Source organism: Streptomyces sp. NPDC007945, assembly GCF_042958885.1.
Classification (GTDB): domain Bacteria; phylum Actinomycetota; class Actinomycetes; order Streptomycetales; family Streptomycetaceae; genus Streptomyces.
In genome coordinates this window covers 323,571-340,113 of record NZ_JBIBJV010000005.1, presented here as the reverse complement: position 1 = coordinate 340,113, position 16,543 = coordinate 323,571, and the positions used below count along the sequence as shown (strand labels likewise).

The window sequence follows — 16,543 nt, the reverse complement described above, 5'->3', positions numbered from 1 at the left end:
CTCGCCCGCCCGTCCACGCCCCCCGATCCGTCCGGCGGACCCGAGGGTCCACCGATCGGCTGACCCCGGGCGCGGAGGGGGCCATGGCGGTGGCGGTCGACGCCGCCGACGTCCGGTCGGCTCGTGCCGTGGTCCGTCTCCGGGCCGCCGTCCGCTTCCGGGTCGTCGTCAGCCTCCCGACCGTCGCCCGTCTCCGGGCCGGGGCCGAGTCGGCGGCCTCAGCCGCCCTGGGGCAGCGAACGCATCGCGACGACGCCGGCGTGACCGGCCGGTCCGCCCTGACCGGGGACCGGTGCGGGCCCCGGCAGGCCCGCCGGGCCCGGCAGACCCGCGGGGCCCGCCATCCCGTGCTGACCGGACGCCGGCTGACCGGGCACCGCGGGAAGGGCCGGAGCCGACATGCCCGGTCGGCCCTGCATGCCGTGCTGCCCCTGCGTCCCCGGCCCGCCCATGCCCGGCTGACCCTGCATCCCGGGCTGGCCGGGCATCCCGTGCTGACCCTGCATGCCCGGCTGACCCTGCATGCCGTGCTGCCCCTGCATCCCCGGCCCGCCCATCCCCGGCCGGCCCTGCATCCCGTGCTGGCCACCCGTTCCCGGCATGCCCTGGAGGCCCGTCGGCGCCCCGGCGCCCATCGGCGGCTGCTGCGGCGTGGGGGCGGGAAGCTTGATGTAGCGACTCAGGTCCCGCAGCACTTCCTCCGCGGTCTGGCGCACGTCACCGGGAACGTCCCCCCGCTCTCGTATGAGCTGGGCGTAGATCGGTGCGGTGCCGTCCGCGTGGTTCATGGAGTCCGTCGCTTCCTGTCAGCTGGGTCGGTGCCGCGCACCGGCGGGCAGACGGCGAGTCTACGGGGAAGCGCCGACGGCGCGTGGCGCGGGGAGCCCGCCGCCCCCCGCCCGGGGGACCCCGTACGAATGCCGCCGACGGCCCCGAGCACACCCCCGCCCGTGTCAGGATCGAAGGATGCCTGAGAAGATCATCGCCGCCTGTGACGGCGCGTCCAAGGGAAATCCCGGCCCCGCCGCCTGGGCCTGGGTCATCGGCCGCGCGGACGGCACGGTGGAGCGCTGGGAGGCCGGCCCGCTCGGCCGCGCCACCAACAACGTGGCCGAACTCACTGCCCTGGAACGGCTCCTGGAAACCCTGGACCCCGCCGCCCCCGCGGAGATCCGGATGGACTCGCAGTACGCCATGAAGGCCGTCACCACCTGGCTGCCCGGTTGGCGCCGCAAGGGCTGGAAGACGGCCGCGGGCACCCCGGTCGCCAACAAGGACCTCGTCGTCCGCATCGACGCCCTGCTCACCGACCGGGACGTCGACTTCGTCTACACCCCCGCGCACCAGACCGGCGGCGACCCCCTCAACGACGCCGCCGACCGGGCCGCCAGCCACAGCGCCAGGACCCAGGAGCCCCTCGGCTCGGACGCCGGCTCCGCCCTGCCCGACCCGGAGCCCGCCACCGCGCGTGCCTCCGCCCCCCGCACGCCCCGGACGCGCTCCTCCGCGCCGGGCGGATCCACCGCTTCCGGTGCCCGCCGGAGTCGCCCGTCCGGCGGCACCCTGAAGGCCAAGTTTCCGGGCCGCTGCCGCTGTGGGCGTGCCTATGACAAGGGCGAGAACATCGCCAAGAACAGTGAGGGCTGGGGCCATCCCACCTGCGTCTGAGCACTGAGGCCGTCCGAGGGGCGGGCGTCCCTGTCCGCCCCCTGAGACCGCCTCCGGGGCCTCTCCGGGAGGCTTCACCCGCGCGTGGATTCGGGTTCTCCGCAGGTTCTGTTCTCGGAGCTGTTGTGGCTGCATACTGTTCCTCCTCGCACCTGGTGACGAACCGTTTTGCCTGCTCATCCGGCGTCTTTCGACGCGACATCGGCTGACCTCGGCACCCGGCGAGACTCCCCCCTTCACTTCCGGCGCACAGCGTCGTGACGGAAGTGACCCCTGCCCGTGAAAGACCCGAGGTTCCGTGCCAGTACCTGTTCTCCTGACCGGGCGCTCCGTGCGCCTGGAGCCGCTGGCGATGCGGCACGCCGAAGCCCTTGCGCGGGCCGGCGAGGCGGACCGATCGGCCTATGCCTTCACTCCCGTGCCGAACGGCCTGGAATCCGCGCTCGACTACATCGCCCGTGCCCTGGCCGAACAGGCCGCCGGGCGCTGTCTGCCCTTCGCCCTGGTCAGTACCGTCGACGACCGGGTGATCGGCTCCACCCGCTTCCTGGAACTCGACTACTGGCGGGGTCCCCTCGTCTGGCCTCCGACCCCCGGCCACCCCCACGGCGATCCGCTCACCGCCGTGCCCGACGCCGCCGAGATCGGGAACACCTGGATCTCCGGCGACGCCCGGGGCACCGGCATCAACACGGAGGCGAAGCTGCTCATGCTCCGCCACGCCTTCGACACCTGGGGCGTCCGCCGGATCACGCTGCGCGCCGACGCCCGGAACACGCGCTCGCGCGTCGCGATCGAACGCCTCGGCGCCACCTGCGAGGGGATCCGGCGGGCCCACTCGCGCGGCCTCGACGGCGCCGTCCGGGACACGGCCTTCTACTCGATCCTCGACGAGGAGTGGCCCACCGTCCGGGACATCATCGAGCTGCGCCTCAGCTCCCCGCGCCGGAGCAGGGTCCTCCAGGACCTCCTCCCGGCCTGAACCCCCGGGCGCCGCCTGACCTGCGGGCGGCGCCTCGGGGTGGTTCCATGGAGTCGACGGGAAGGACTCCGCGTGAGGACACGGAGCAGCGGCCCCGAGACCGCGCACCGTGCAATCAGGATCCGCGAGAAGCGGGTGAGTCCTTCCCGCCCTCCTCCCCTTCCCATCCGTGCGCCTTCCCGCCTTCGATCCACCACCCGGGACGCGCGAGGGAGACGGTGCCCATGAGCGGCGGAGCGTGGACGGTCCTCGCTGTGGCGGGAGTCACCGCGGCCTATGCCCTCGGGTCACGCCGGCTGGCGACCACCCCGCTCTCCTCGGCGATCGTCTTCACCGGCTCCGGCGTCCTCCTGGGCCCCGCCGTCCTCGGCGTGATCGACACCGCCGAGGCCGGGCCCGTCACGGCCCTGCTCGAAGCGGCCCTCACCCTGGTCCTGTTCACCGATGCCATGACCGTCCGCCGCCGCGACCTCACCCGCGGCGGGTTCCTTCCCCGCAGGCTGCTCGGGATCGGCCTCCTGCTGAGCATGGCCGCCGGCTGGTTGCTGGCCTGGCCCCTGCTGCCAGGGCTCACCGTCTGGGAGCTCGCGCTCGTCGGGGTGATCCTGGCGCCCACCGACGCGGCCCTCGGCAAGTCCGCGATCGCCGACCGCCGTGTGCCGTCCCTGGTCCGCCAGGGCCTGAACGTCGAGAGCGGCCTCAACGACGGGATGGTCCTCCCCTTCTTCCTGGTCTTCCTCGCCGCCGTCCCCGGCACCTCGTACGCCGCCGAGGGCGTTGCCGGCACCTTCTGGCGCTCCCTCCTCCTCAGCACCGTCCTCGGCCTGCTCGTCGGCGGCGCCGGCGGACGGCTGCTCCAGGCGGCCCGGAGACGCGGCCTGATCACCCGGGAGTGGCGCCACGTCTACGTCCTCGCCGTCGCCGCCGGATCGTACGAACTGGCCGTCGTCGTCGACGGCAGCGGCTTCATCGCCGCCTGGGTCGCCGGCTTCGCCTTCGGCCACGCCCTGCGGAACGTCCCCGCGACCGCTGAACGCGGCGGACCCCAGGGCACGGCAGGCGAGGCGGCCGGGGGACCGGGCAGGGCACCGGCCGAGGCCTCCGGGACCGACCGGGACCGGGACACGACCGCGGACCTCGCCGAGGACCTCGGCGGCCTCCTCGCCTCCCTCGCCCTGCTCCTGTTCGGCGCCGTCCTGCTCGGCCCCGCCCTCCAGCACCTGAGCTGGCGGATCGTCGTCTACGCCCTGCTCAGCCTGACGGTGGTCAGGATGGTCCCGGTCGCCCTCGCCCTGGCAGGCAGCGGCCTGCGCCCGGCGACCGTCCTCTACATCGGCTGGTTCGGCCCCCGCGGCCTCGCCTCGGTCGTCCTGGGACTCCTGGTCGCGGAGGAGCACGTCGCGGGCACCGAACTGCTGGGCCGCGTCGTGGCCGTCACGGTCGCCTTCAGCGTCCTCCTCCACGGCGCCACGGCCTCCGTGCTCGCCGGCGCGTACGGCGCCTGGTACCGCCGGGCCTCCGCCGCGCCCGCCCCCGGACTCAGGGAGACCGCCGAGGTCCCGGCGGGGCCGCACCGCCGCCGACTGGGAGGCCCCCACGACGCGCCGGGGTCCCGGGGCACGACCTAGGACTTCTCGGACCCGGGCGGCGCCGCCGAGCGCCCCGCCGCCTCCGGGATCACCATGGAAGCAGCGCGGGTACCGGTGAGCCGGTACCCGGCGGAGCGAGAGCGAGGTCCACCATGGCCAGCACGCACACCCCCCACCGGTCGCACGGCACCAGTCAGCTGTGGGCCGGGGGACTGACCGTCTTCGCCGCCGTCATGCTGGGGATCACCGGAGTCGTCGGTGTCTGCCGCGGCATCATGGCCGTCGCGGAGGACGACGTCTTCCTGACGACGCCGAAATACGTCTTCCAGTTCGACCTGACGGGATGGGGCTGGATCCACCTCGTCCTCGGCGCCGTCGCGATCGTCGTCAGCTTCGGTCTCTTCAAGGTGGCGACGTGGGCACGCGTGGCCGGAGTGGCCATCGCCGCCCTCGTCGTCATCGCCAACTTCCTGTCCCTGCCGTACTACCCGGCCTGGTCGATCCTGATGATCGCCCTGTCCGGCTTCGTGATCTGGGCGCTGTGCGTCGTGAGGCCGGACGACGCGTCCTGAAGCCGGACGACGCGGAGTGACGCCCGACGGCGTCACTACGCCAGCTGGTAGAGGCCGCGGCTGATCAGCCATAGGCCCAGCGCCAGACACACCCCGATCACCGCGGGCTCCTTGTGGCGCCGCAACCAGCCGTGCAGCCCCATCAGGGCGCCCGCGGACCGCTCCGGCGCGAAGACCATCGACAACTCCATGGCCAGCAGGCTCGACGTGGCCACCAGGCAGAAGGCGGCCAGGGCCGCGACGGACGCGGCGTCGGAGAGATCGGCCTGGACGACGGTGGCGGCCGCGGCGCCGACCATCCCCCACGGCTGGAGCAGTACGGCGAGGGCCGCGGCGGACCAGAGCGAGGCGCCCTCGTGGGCGGTCGCCGGAGTCTCCTCCGCGGCCTTCGGCGCGATCGCGCCGCTCCGCGCCCGCCGCCACCGGCGCACGCCGTAGCCCACCAGGCCGACGCCGAAGACCAGCGAGGCCCAGAGCGCCGCGACGGACGGTGGGGAGCGGGGCGCAGGCGGCTTCCCTCCCGTCAGGAGCAGCACCAGCGTGATGACCAGCACGAGGCACGCGACCCAGGCCAGGATGAACACCAGCCCCTTGCGCACCCCGCGCGGCGAGGCCAGCACCACGACGAAGGCCATGACGGGCAGCGGGAAAAGGGTCACCGCAAGCCCGATCAACAGCAGATCAAGCGCCATCACGCCACCACCCGAAACCGAGCCCGAGACCGAAATTCACGCCTGAGACCGAATCCCACCCCTGAGACCGAAACCACGCCGGAGACCGAAACCACGCCGGAGACTGGGACGGAGACCCCGCCCGGGACCCAAGCCGCCGCCGGATCCCCACCCGTATCCGCGCCCCTGTCCCCAGCCGCGTCCCCGCCCAGATCCGCCCCTCGGCCCGCACGCCCGAGGTTCGCCGGGGCCGCACCCGGGCGGCCGCACCCGCACCCCGTCAGGAGCGCCCGAACGCGTCCGTGACGCCACGGGCGCGTCCACGGAGGTTCCTCAGCGCTCTGCGCGCCTTGGCCTTGGCCTGGTCCGTCCGGCCTTCGGCGACCAGCCGCTCGTTGCCGGTGAGTCTCCCGGTGAGTTCCTTGGCCCTGCCCCGGGCCTTGTCGGCGACGCTGCCCATGACCGCGATCCCTCCTCCGCGACTCCGTATGGGCCCCCGATCCACGCTAGGCCGCCCCGGCTCCCCCCGCCCGTCGGCCCCTGCCCCGGCGGGTAGCGTGGGCGGCGACACAGAGCCGTGCCAGGGAAGGACCGAGTGATCGCCGTGCCCGCCGAGAACCCCGCCGCCGCCTCCGCAGCCCCGGGCCCCGACGTCCTGCGCCGCACCGAGGGCCGGGCCGGCTTCCTCACCCTCGACCGGCCGCGGGCCATCAACGCCCTCACGCACCGCATGGTCCTCGCCCTCGACGCAGCCCTCACCGACTGGGCGGACGATCCGGCCGTCACCACCGTCGTCCTGCGCGGCGCGGGGGAGCGGGGCCTGTGCGCCGGCGGCGACATCCGCGCCATCCACGACGACGCCCGCGCCGGCGGCACCGCCTCCGCCGCCTTCTGGCGCGACGAGTACCGCCTCAACGCCCGCATCGCCCGCTATCCGAAGCCGTACGTCGCCTTCATGGACGGCATCGTCATGGGCGGCGGCGTCGGCGTCTCCGCCCACGGCTCCGTCCGCGTCGTCACCGAACGCTCCCGGATCGCCATGCCCGAGACCGGCATCGGCTTCGTCCCCGACGTCGGCGGCACCTGGCTCCTCGGCCGCGCCCCCGGCGAACTCGGCACCCACCTCGCCCTCACCGGCACGCAGATCGGCGCCGCCGACGCCCTCCTCACCGGCCTCGCCGACCACCACGTCCCCGCCGCCGCGCTCGACGCCCTCGCCGCCGACCTCACCCGCCTCCCCGCCGACGAGGCCCTGGCCCGGCACGCCACGGAGGCCGCCCCCGGCGTCCTCGCCGAGCAGCGCGAGTGGATCGACGCCTGCTACTCGGCCCCCACCGTCGAGGAGATCGTCGACCGGCTCCTCGACTCCGGCGTCCCCGCCGCGAAGGAGACCGCCGACACCCTCCTCACCAAGTCCCCGACGGCCCTCAAGGCCACCCTCGCCGTGCTCCGCGCCGCCCGCGGACTCGGCAGCCTCGAAGCCGTCCTCGACCTGGAGTACCGCGCCTCCTGCGCGGCCCTCACCAGCCACGACCTCGTCGAGGGCATCCGCGCCCAGGTCGTCGACAAGGACCGGAACCCGCGCTGGGACCCGCCGACGCTCGCCGGCGTCACCGACGACTCCGTCGCCCGCCATCTCGCGCCCCCGCCCGGCGGCGACCTCGGTCTCGGGCCGGCCTGACCCCTTCCGCAGGAACCGGCCGGGCCGAGCGGCAGGTCCGGCACGGCGGACCTCCGCCCCTCCGGCCTCCTCCGACGGGCAGGTTCAGACGGCCGTCCTCGGCCGGGGGACCGGCTCCGCCCCGGCCGCCGGCTCGCCCAGCGCCAGCGCCGCCGTCCGCCACGCCTCCGTGACGGCCCCGTGCGCCAGCGCCGTCGCCGCCGGCACGTCGTCCGGCAGCCGCAGCGGCGCCCCGATGTGCACGTGCAGACACGGGCGTCGCAACGGCGCCGTCAGCACGCCCGCGATCTGCTTCACCGTCCCGCCCGAGGTGATCCGCCGCGCCCCCGCCTGCCCGACCGGCACCACCGACGCGCCCGTCGCCCCCGCGAGCCGCGCGAGGCCGGTGCGGAACTCCTCCGGCGGCGCCTCCGAGGCCTCCCTGCGCGGCGGGATCCGGCCCTCCGCGTAGAGCATCACCGGCCGCCCCGAGGCCAGCGCCACCGCCGCCCGGTCCAGCGCCGCCGAGGCGTGCGCCGTGTTGCGGTGCACCGGCACGTACCCGTCCCGCGACAGCGCCCGCCCCAGCCCCGGCACCCGCCACAGGCCCGCCGCCGCGAGCAGCACCGGCTCGGCGCCGAGCCGCCGCCGCAGCGCGGCGAGGACCAGCGCCGGGTCGGCGAGCGAGGTGTGGTTGGCGACGATGATGGAGCCCGGCTCGATCCGGGCACCGGGGTCCGCGGTCACGGTCAACCGTCCGAAGAACGGCACGAGATGCGCGGCGAGACGACTGAGCACGGGCGGACCCTCCACCTTCGGGGAACCGGACGACGACGGCCCGCCCATCGTCGGCCGGAGCACCCGCCTCCGACATGCGCGCCCGTACTCACCCCCGTACTCATCCCGAACCCCGCCCGTCTAGGCTGATCCGACACGAGGTCACGACGGAGAGGGGAGGCGGGCGGTGCGCACCACGAGACCGTCCTCGGTCCTCGCCCGGCTCCTCCCGGCGCTGCTCTGCGCGCTCTGCGCGTTCCTCGTGGCGCCCGCGACCGCCGGCACCGGCACCGGCGGCGAGGTCCCGACGGCCGCCGCCCCGGCGCCGACGGTGCCGGACCCGCAGCTGACGGGCGCCGAGGCGGCCGAATTCCCGGCCGTCGTCGAGCACTCCGTGCGCTTCCCGGCCCCGCCCGTCGCACCGCCGGTCGTCCGGACCGCCGACGTGACTCCCGTACCCGGGCGCGTCGCGGGCGATCCGCGCCGGGAGCGTGCACCGCCCGGCCTTCCGTACGACCCCCGGGACCCCCGCGGTCCGCCCTCCACCCGGCACAGCTGACGCCGTTCCACCGCGCCGCCGTCCGGGCCCTCGGCATGTCCGAGCACCGGCCACGCGCGCGTACCCCCGTCATGCCCGCACGGACCGCCCGCCCTCACGTGGCCGGCCGTGCACCGCCCGTGGAGGACCCATGCCCCCGTCCGCCGTGCTCCGGCGCGCGCTCCTCGCGCTCGCCGTCGTCGCGCTCGCCCTCTGGACCGCCCTCACCACCCAGCCCCGCCTCGGACTCGACCTCCGCGGCGGCACACGGATCGTCCTGGAGACCCAGGACACCCCCGCGCTCCGCGCCGACGCGGAAGCCACCGACCGCGCCCTCGAAGTGCTCCGCAAGCGCGTCGACGGCCTCGGCGTCGCCGAGCCGTCGCTCGCCCGCGCCGGCGAGAACCGGATCGTCGTCGAACTCCCCGGTCTGCGGGACCCGCGCGAGGCCGCCGAGGTCATCGGCCGCACCGCGCAGCTCACCGTCCACGCCGTCACCGGCACCGCCGCCGCGGCGCCCGAGGACCGCCCCGCCGCCGACGGCGGCCGCGTCCTCGCCGACCCCGACGGCGGAGGCTTCCTCGCCCTCGCCGCGCCCGCCCTCACGGGCGACGGCGTGAAGAGCGCCGACGCCGTCCTCGACACCACGAGCGGCCGCGGCTGGACCGTCGACCTCGCCTTCCGCGACGGCGCCGCCGCCGACTGGGCCCGGCTCACCGGCGAGGCCGCCTGCGCACCGGCCGGCGACCCGGCCCGCCGGGTCGCGATCGTCCTCGACGACCGGATCGTCTCCGCGCCCGCCGTCCAGGCCGGCGTGACCTGCGGCGCCGGCATCGCCGGCGGCTCCACCCAGATCACCGGCGGATTCTCCGCCGAGGAGGCCCGCGACCTCGCCGCGCTCGTCGAGGGCGGCGCGCTGCCGCTGCCCGTGACCACCGTCGAACAGAGCACCGTCGGACCGACGCTGGGCGCCGAGGCGATCCGCGCCAGCGCGCTCGCCGCCGTCATCGGCCTCGCCTGCACCGGCGTCTTCGTCATCGCCGTCTACCGGCTCCTCGGCCTCCTCGCCACGCTCGCCCTGCTGCTCTACGGACTCCTCTCGTACGCGGCGGTCGTCGCCCTCGGCGCCACCCTCACCCTCCCCGGCCTCGCCGGTTTCGTCCTGGCGGTCGGCATCGCCGTCGACGCGAACGTCCTCGTCTTCGAACGGGCCAGGGAGGAGTACGCGGCGCTCGGCCGCACCACCGCCGTCCGCGACCCGCGCCGCCCGCTCGCCACCGCCTTCGCCAAGGCGTGGAGCGCCGTCGCCGACTCCAACATCACCACGCTCCTCGCCGCCGGGCTCCTCTTCGCCTTCGCCACCGGGCCGGTGAAGGGCTTCGGCGTGACCCTCGCCCTCGGAGTCCTCGCCTCCATGATCACCGCCATGGTGATCACCCGGCTGCTCGCCGACGCGGCCCTCGCCCTGCCCGCCGTACGCCGCAGGCCCGCGCTCACCGGCATGGCGGGGCTCGGCAGGCTGCGGACCCGGCTGGCCCGGCGGGCACCGCGGCTGATGGTCCACCGGCGCCGCTGGTTCACCGTCAGCACGGTCCTCCTCCTCGTCGCCCTCGCGGGGATCGGGGTGCGCGGGGTGCAGCTGGGCGTCGAGTTCACCGGCGGCCGGGACGTCCAGTACGCGGCCACCCGGCCGGTCGACGCGGACGCGGCCCGCGCGGCGGTCGCCGCCGCGGGCTTCCCCGACGCCGTCGTCCAGGCCACCGGTGACGGCGGCCGGGACGTCACCGTCCGCGTGGGGGAGACCGACGACTCCGCGCAGCGGCGCATCACCGAGGCCCTGACCGGGGCCGTGGGTCCCGTCACCGTCGAACGCGACGACCTGGTCGGCCCGAGCCTCGGCGGCGAACTGCGCACCCACGCGCTGCTCGCGCTCGGCCTCGCGGTCGCCGCGCAGCTCGCCTACCTCTCCGTCCGCTTCCGCTGGACGTACGCGGCGGCGGCCGTCGCCGCCATGGCCCAGGACGTGCTGCTCGTCGTGGGTCTCTTCGCCTGGCTCGGCAAGCCGGTGGACAGCGTCTTCCTGGCGGCGCTGCTGACCGTCGTCGGCTACTCGGTCAACGACTCGGTCGTCGTCCTCGACCGCCTCAGGGAGCTCCGCCGCACCGGCGCCCGCCTCCCGCTCGCGGACCTCGCCGACCGCGCGGTCGCCCAGACCCTCCCGCGCACGGTCAACACCGGCATGGGCGCCCTCTTCGTCCTCGCGGCCCTCGCCGTCCTCGGCGGCGACACCCTCACGGACTTCTCCGTGGCCCTGCTGGCCGGCGTCGTCCTGGGCATGGCGTCGACGGTCTTCACGGCCCTTCCCCTGACGGTCACCCTGGAGTCCCGCGCCCCGAAGCCCCCCGCCCGCCCGGCGAAGCCGCGCGCGGGCGACCCCACGGGCGCGGTCGTCTGAGCCGTCCGGCCCCGGCCGCGCGGCCGGGGCCGGACGGGTGGGCCGACGGGGCGGCGGGGTGACCGAGGGGGTGTTGGGTCGTTGCACGCGTAAAAGATCACATGGCGAAGACGCGGAGGTGGTTTCCGTGAGCGTGCAGCAGGCCGCGGCGGTGAAGACCCTGGTGCTCGACGACCCGGAGGACGTACGGGAGGCGGCGGGCGCGATCGCGGGCGGGGAGGCCGTGGCGTACGGGTTCGGGAACTTCTACGCGCTGGGCTTCCGGCCGGAGCGGGAGGCCGTCGAGCGGGTCAGCCGGATGAAGGGGCGCCCGGCCGGGTGGACCGCGAGCGCGACGACCGTGCCGGAGCGGGTGCCGGCCGCGTTCGACTGGACGCGGCTCCCGGACGGCGTCCCCTGGCAGCAGGTCAGGTCGCTGATGGACGAGCTGCTCGAGCTCGGGCCCATCGGATTGCGCGGACCGGCGGCCGACCGGGTCCCGCAGGCGCTCGTCGCCGCCGACGACGCGGGGCCCACCGTCCAGGTCATCGCGCCCGGTACCCACTGCCCCTCGCACGCCTTCCTCGGCACGGCGCTCGCGCTCACGGGCGGCGACTTCCTCGCCGTCACCTCCGTCGACCCCTCCCGCCACCTGACCGACCGCGGCCACGAACCGCCGCACCGGCGGGCCGACGGCCTCGCCGAGGAGTTCGGCGGGGACGGCGTCCGGGTCCTGGCCCACGCCGACGAGGAGGCCGCCCGCCGCCGCCATCCCTTCCACCGTGCGACGCCCGTCAGCATCCTGGCCTTCCACCGCACCGCCGGGCACACCCGCTCCGGCCTGCCCGCGCTCGTCCTGGAACGGCAGGGTTCCCTCTCCGCCGACCACATCCGCGCGATCGCCGCCAACCACGGCTTCGGGCTCTTCGTCGCCCCGCGGGCCGTCGCACCGCCGACCCCGCGGGCGCACGGGATCGGCTGATCCGCCGGGGCCGTTCAGGCGCCGGTCCGGTCCCCGCCCCCGCCCTCCTCCGCATCCAGCGCGAGCTCCGCCCACACCGTCTTGCCGTCCTCCTCGTACCGCACGCCCCACGCGTCCGCCAGCATCGCGCAGATGTGCAGGCCCCGACCGCCCTCGTCGGCGGCCTTCGCGTGCCGCAGGTGCGGGGCGGTGGCCGCGCCGTCGCGGACCTCCACGGTGAGGGTCGAATCGCCCCGCAGCAGCCGCAGGGCGTACGGCGGAGCCCCGTGCCGCACCGCGTTGGTGACCAGCTCGCTGACGATCAGTTCGACGGTGAGCGGGTCCACGTCGAGGCCCCACTCGCGCACCCGCTCCTCCGCCGCGTGCCGCGTCGGCGCCACCGCCGACAGCTCGCCCGGCAGTTCCCACGCGGCGACGTCCGAGGCCGGCAGCCGCAGCGTGCGGGCCACCAGCAGCACCCGCTCGGGCGCGAGCAGCGCCGCCAGGTCGTCCGCCATGGCGTGGGGGCCCCGGTCCGGGGCGGCCAGCGCCTGAGCGACCCGCGCCTGCGACGGGCCGCCGTCCGCGCGGGCGGAGGAGGCGAGGCACAGCGTGGTGCCCTCCGGCAGGAAGTGCGAGGAGCACGCGAACGGCGGGCCGTCGTCGCCCAGGAGCGGACCCTCGTCCACCAGGTCCGTGTCGAGGGAGCCGTCCGGCCGGACGGCGACGCACAGCGATGACCCCGCCCGGGCGAGGTCGAGCCGGCCGGTCACCGGATCGTGCACGGCGATCGTGCAGCTGGCGGCTGGCTCGTCCGCGCCGGGCCCGTCCCCGTGCCCCTGCTCCCGGGCGAGCCGCTGCGTCACCGCGTGCAGCCGGGCCAGCAGTTCGTGCGGAGCGAGGTCGAGCGTCGTCAGGCTGTACACGGCGGTCCGCAGCCGGCCCATCGTCGCCACCGAACTCAGTCCCGGCCGCTCCACCTGACCGACCACCAGCGCCACCCGCCCGCCCGGCAGCGCGATGACGTCGAACCACGAGCCCGCGCCCGTGCCGCCGGGCCGGTGCCGCTGGGCGAGCTCCACGGCGTGCCGGGTCTCGCCCTCGGGCCGCAGCGGCCAGGACTGCAGGGCCGTCATCACGATGTGTTCGCGGGTGAAGCGGAGCGCGTTCTCCAGACAGGTCGCCGTGTGCGCGGCCACGCCCTCGACGACGGCGAGATCGTCCTCGGTGTACGGGTCGGCCCCCGGCGGCCGTCCGAACGCGACGGCGCCCAGCAGCTGTCCGCGCACGGCGAGCGGTGCCACGAGCCGCACCCCGCCGTCCCACGGCCGCAGTTCGGGACCGTCCGGCAGTCGCTCGCCGAACAGGCCGGGCACCAGCACCGCCCCCGGTTCCGGCAGCGGCGCGTCGCACTCAGTCCGCCCGGAGCCGCCCACGGCGGTGCACCGCAGCAGCGGCGTCTCGCCCGGGCGCCGCAGCTCCGGCGGCTTCCCGCGCAGCACCGCGTCGGTGAGCGCGACGACGACCGAGCCGGCGAAGCCGGGTGCGGTGACCTCGACGAGCTCGCGTGCGGTCCGCTCGACGTCGAGCGTCCGGCCGATCCGCTCACGGGCCTCGTAGAGCAGGGCGAGCCGCCCCTCGGCCAGGATCCGGTCGGTGACCTCCGTGACGGTGGCGACCAGCCCGATCGCGGGCCGTTCCGCGCCGTCCGGCGCCGGGTCGTACAGCGGATAGACGGACACCGAGTAGACGTGCTCCCGGCCCGTGTCGCCCGGCGGGCGGCCCCGCATCAGGACGTCCCGGGCCGGCGGCCCGCCGTCGAGGACCTCGCGGAGGACGTGCTCGTCCACGTCGACGCCGAAGCGCCGGTACGCCTCCGCCGCCGGCCGGCCGAGCACCTCCTCCTCCGCGACGTCCCGCTCCGCGAGCGCCGGACCGGTGACCCGGATCACCCGCAGCTCCTGGTCGAGCACGTGCACGCCGACCGAGGACTGACGGAACACGGCGTCGAGGACGGCATGGTCGAGGGCGAACGCCGACACACCGCCCAGGGCGGCCGTCCCCTCCGTGCCGGGAAGGGGCGGGACGTCCTCGAACATGCTGCACCTGCCTGCGGTCGACGCCGGGGTCAGGCCCAGTCTCGCCGCTCCGGGCGCCCTTCGCCCGTCGCCACTCCCACCGACGCGCGGCGGTCGTCACGACGGGGCGGGCGTCACCTGGGGAGGAGCAGCAGCGCGTTCCCGAGCGAGCGCTGGCCCGAGGCGTCCGACGGCCGGTTGACGATCCCCGCGGAGGTCGCGAGGACGCTCGAACCGCCGCCGTCGAGGTTCAGGGCCTCGCGGGCGCCCAGGGAGCGCATCAGACGGGCGGCGCCGTCGATGCTCAGGCCCTCGCTGACGCCGGGGTCGCGTCCGTCGACGACGACGAGGAGCAGCCGCCCCTGACCGTCCTTGCCGATCATGGACCGGGGGTTGGCGCGCACCGTCCAGTCGTAGGTGAAAGTCTGGTCGGGGCCCTCGCGGACGATGCCGTCGCCCACCGCGTTGACCGCCACCCGGCCCGCGCGGACCAGGGACGGGCCCACCTGGAGGATCGTCGTGTCGGGCCCGAGCACGACCGTGCGGCCCTGGCCGTCCCGTATCCGCTCGTCGAAGGAGAGGGTGGCGCCGACCCGCGCGGTGCGCAGCAGCCAGGCGGCGCTGTCGCCGGTGGCCTGGAGCGTCGAGCCGCCGGCCGGGACGGCCGCGCCGCGCGTGGGGCGCACGGCGGTCACCCGGCCCCGGGCGTCGAGGACGGCCTCCGCACCCGCGCCGGCCGGGGGAGCGCCCCACTCGGGGGTGAAGCGGACGAGTTCGCTGGCGTCGGTGCACTTGAGGTCGTGCTGGGGGCGCTCGGTCGGCTGGTCGCCGCCGACCCCGCCGCAGTTCCAGACGTCGCCGGGGAGCCGGTTGATCCCGTCGACCTCGACGGTCTCGCCGTCGGCGGTGACCGTGACCCGGGTGGTGAAGGTGTCGACGGCGAGGCCGCGGCCGCCGCGGTCCAGCCGGACGCCGGCGCGTCCCTGGGTGGCCGAGCCGAGGAGCCGGCCGTCCTTCACGTACATCCCGCCGGGCGCGCTGTTGTAGAACCACTGGCCGTTGATCCCCGCGACGGCGCCCGAGGCGGCGATCAGGTCCGTCAGCTTCTCGGTGCCGTTGAGGGCGGGGCCGTGGCCGGCCGCGAGACGGCCGCCGAAGGCGTCGAGGTCGACGCGCAGGACGTGGACCCGCTGGGGGGCGTCCTCGTCGGTGCCGTCCTGGGCGGTGTAGCGGGTGCGGGCGGTGAAGCCGGCGGCCTTGAGCCGGGCGACGAGGGCGGTCGCGTCGGCCTCGTCCGTGTACCTGCCGGTCCGCACCGTCCAGCCGAGCACCCCCGCGCGCCGGTCCGCGTACGCCGGCGTGGTCACCCGTTCCACGCGCGGGGTGAAGCCGGCCGCGCCCAGGAGCTTCGCGACCCGCTGCGCGGTGGCGTGCGGCCCGAGCGCGAGCGGCGCGCCGGACAGCGGCCCGTCGGGCTGCGACGGGAGGTTGACCTGCGCGGTCCAGAGGTCGTCCGCGTCGCGCTTCCCGTACGTGAGGGTGGTGAGCGTCACGCCCGGAGCCGGGGCGCTGGTGACGCGGGTGGCCGCGTGGACGGGGTGGCGCGTGGCGACGGCGGGCCCGGCGGCGGCGGCCGGTGCGGGGGTGGAGGCGGCGGGCGTGGCGACCGCGGGTCCGGTGGGGCGGGCCTGTGCCAGGGGCACCGAGGACCCGGCCGACAGGACCGCGGCGGCCACCAGGAGGAGGAGGGGCCTGCGCTGCATGGGAGTCCTTCCCGAGTGGGAACTGCCTGGATACCGAGGGAACGTGCCGTCAGTTACCGGACGGTGACGCGCAGTTCGACTCCCGTGGCAGAGCGGTGGAAGGTTCGGTTCCTCCCTCTCCCGGGTCCGGCCCGCGACGCACGTCCGGACAGACCGGGTGGCACCGGCCCCGACGCGCACGGTGCCCGGCCGTCACGCCCGCGCCGTACCCCGGCGGAGGCGGAGGCCCGCCCGACTATCCTTCCGGTGTGGAGATCCCCTCATATGACGAAATCCGGGCGCTGCACCGGAAACACGCCCCCAGCGACGCCGCCTTCGAACTCGTCTTCACCCACTGCGAGATCGTCGCCTCCCTCGCCGAGCAATTCCTGTCCCGACACGGCCGGGGCGTCGACGCGGAACTCGTCCGCGCCGGCTGCCTGCTCCACGACATCGGCGTCTACCGCCTGTACGACTCCGCCGGGCGCCTCGACGGCGCCTCCTACGTGACCCACGGCGTCCTCGGCCACCGGCTCCTCGCGGCAGAGGGCCTCCCCGAGACCCTCTGCCGCTTCTGCTCCTGCCACACCGGCGTCGGCCTCACCCAGGAGGACGTCCTCGCGCAGGGCCTGCCCATCCCGCCCGCCGACTACGTGCCCGTCACGCCGGAGGAGCGGATGGTCATGTACGCCGACAAGTTCCACAGCAAGAGCACCCCGCCCCGCTTCGTCTCCCCCGACACCTTCGAGGCGAGGATCGCCCGCTTCGGACCGGAGAAGGTCACCACCTTCCAGGCCCTGCGCCGACAGTACGGCGACCCCGAACTCGATGCCCTGGCCGCCGCACACGGACATGCCGTGGCCTGAGCCGT

Annotated in this window: 15 protein-coding genes; 9 read left to right on the top strand and 6 right to left on the bottom strand. The window is 75.7% G+C overall.

The features are described from left to right. Positions 1-218: 218 nt before the first annotated feature. Positions 219-788 (bottom strand): hypothetical protein, encoded by a 570-nt coding sequence (locus ACFZCF_RS18575; RefSeq protein ID WP_391287321.1) that lies wholly within the window; start codon positions 786-788, stop codon positions 219-221. Positions 789-966: 178 nt separating this feature from the next. Between ACFZCF_RS18575 and ACFZCF_RS18570 the strand changes: the two genes are divergently transcribed. The 4 genes from ACFZCF_RS18570 to ACFZCF_RS18555 all read left to right on the top strand — a co-directional run bounded on the left by ACFZCF_RS18570 (position 967) and on the right by ACFZCF_RS18555 (position 4,811). Continuing rightward, a complete protein-coding gene (locus ACFZCF_RS18570) occupies positions 967-1,668 on the top strand; it encodes an RNase H family protein (RefSeq protein WP_391287319.1) in 702 nt (233 codons plus the stop codon). Between the two features lie 298 nt (positions 1,669-1,966). Beyond that, positions 1,967-2,650, top strand: a complete 684-nt coding sequence (locus tag ACFZCF_RS18565) for a GNAT family N-acetyltransferase (RefSeq protein WP_388444366.1) — start codon at positions 1,967-1,969, stop codon at positions 2,648-2,650. A 224-nt stretch (positions 2,651-2,874) separates the two neighbouring features. Then, positions 2,875-4,278, top strand: a complete 1,404-nt coding sequence (locus ACFZCF_RS18560; RefSeq protein ID WP_391287317.1) for a cation:proton antiporter — start codon at positions 2,875-2,877, stop codon at positions 4,276-4,278. A 113-nt stretch (positions 4,279-4,391) separates the two neighbouring features. Then, positions 4,392-4,811 (top strand): hypothetical protein, encoded by a 420-nt coding sequence (locus ACFZCF_RS18555; protein ID WP_391287315.1) that lies wholly within the window; start codon positions 4,392-4,394, stop codon positions 4,809-4,811. A gap of 35 nt (positions 4,812-4,846) precedes the next feature. On the opposite strand, the gene ACFZCF_RS18550 is transcribed toward ACFZCF_RS18555, so the two are convergent. Beyond that, positions 4,847-5,503, bottom strand: a complete 657-nt coding sequence (locus ACFZCF_RS18550; protein ID WP_391287313.1) for a GAP family protein — start codon at positions 5,501-5,503, stop codon at positions 4,847-4,849. A 259-nt stretch (positions 5,504-5,762) separates the two neighbouring features. After that, positions 5,763-5,942, bottom strand: a complete 180-nt coding sequence (locus ACFZCF_RS18545; RefSeq protein WP_391287312.1) for a CsbD family protein — start codon at positions 5,940-5,942, stop codon at positions 5,763-5,765. A gap of 135 nt (positions 5,943-6,077) precedes the next feature. Between ACFZCF_RS18545 and ACFZCF_RS18540 the strand changes: the two genes are divergently transcribed. Beyond that, positions 6,078-7,163, top strand: coding sequence for an enoyl-CoA hydratase/isomerase family protein (locus ACFZCF_RS18540; protein WP_388444351.1), 1,086 nt, complete (start codon positions 6,078-6,080; stop codon positions 7,161-7,163). Between the two features lie 84 nt (positions 7,164-7,247). Here ACFZCF_RS18540 and ACFZCF_RS18535 read toward each other — a convergent pair whose 3' ends face one another. Beyond that, positions 7,248-7,940 (bottom strand): lysophospholipid acyltransferase family protein, encoded by a 693-nt coding sequence (locus ACFZCF_RS18535; protein WP_388444348.1) that lies wholly within the window; start codon positions 7,938-7,940, stop codon positions 7,248-7,250. 166 nt (positions 7,941-8,106) lie between these two features. Here ACFZCF_RS18535 and ACFZCF_RS18530 point away from each other — a divergent pair, with 166 nt between their 5' ends. The 3 genes from ACFZCF_RS18530 to ACFZCF_RS18520 all read left to right on the top strand — a co-directional run bounded on the left by ACFZCF_RS18530 (position 8,107) and on the right by ACFZCF_RS18520 (position 11,873). Further along, positions 8,107-8,478 carry a hypothetical protein gene (locus tag ACFZCF_RS18530; RefSeq protein WP_391287309.1) on the top strand — a complete coding sequence of 124 codons (372 nt, stop codon included), beginning with the start codon at positions 8,107-8,109 and terminating at the stop codon, positions 8,476-8,478. Between the two features lie 130 nt (positions 8,479-8,608). Next, complete coding sequence (gene secD, locus ACFZCF_RS18525) at positions 8,609-10,912, top strand: protein translocase subunit SecD (RefSeq protein ID WP_391287307.1); 2,304 nt, start codon at positions 8,609-8,611, stop codon at positions 10,910-10,912. A gap of 127 nt (positions 10,913-11,039) precedes the next feature. Beyond that, a complete protein-coding gene (locus tag ACFZCF_RS18520; RefSeq protein WP_391287306.1) occupies positions 11,040-11,873 on the top strand; it encodes a hypothetical protein in 834 nt (277 codons plus the stop codon). Between the two features lie 14 nt (positions 11,874-11,887). Here ACFZCF_RS18520 and ACFZCF_RS18515 read toward each other — a convergent pair whose 3' ends face one another. Together ACFZCF_RS18515 and ACFZCF_RS18510 are read right to left on the bottom strand one after the other, a co-directional pair. Beyond that, on the bottom strand, positions 11,888-13,951 hold the full coding sequence (locus ACFZCF_RS18515) for a SpoIIE family protein phosphatase (RefSeq protein WP_391287305.1): 2,064 nt from the start codon (positions 13,949-13,951) through the stop codon (positions 11,888-11,890). Positions 13,952-14,064: 113 nt separating this feature from the next. Further along, positions 14,065-15,693 (bottom strand): phosphodiester glycosidase family protein, encoded by a 1,629-nt coding sequence (locus ACFZCF_RS18510; protein WP_391287303.1) that lies wholly within the window; start codon positions 15,691-15,693, stop codon positions 14,065-14,067. A gap of 248 nt (positions 15,694-15,941) precedes the next feature. Here ACFZCF_RS18510 and ACFZCF_RS18505 point away from each other — a divergent pair, with 248 nt between their 5' ends. Then, the gene (locus tag ACFZCF_RS18505; protein WP_391287301.1) at positions 15,942-16,538 is read left to right on the top strand and encodes an HD domain-containing protein; all 597 of its coding nucleotides are present in this window, start codon (positions 15,942-15,944) and stop codon (positions 16,536-16,538) included. The last annotated feature ends 5 nt before the right edge of the window (positions 16,539-16,543 follow it).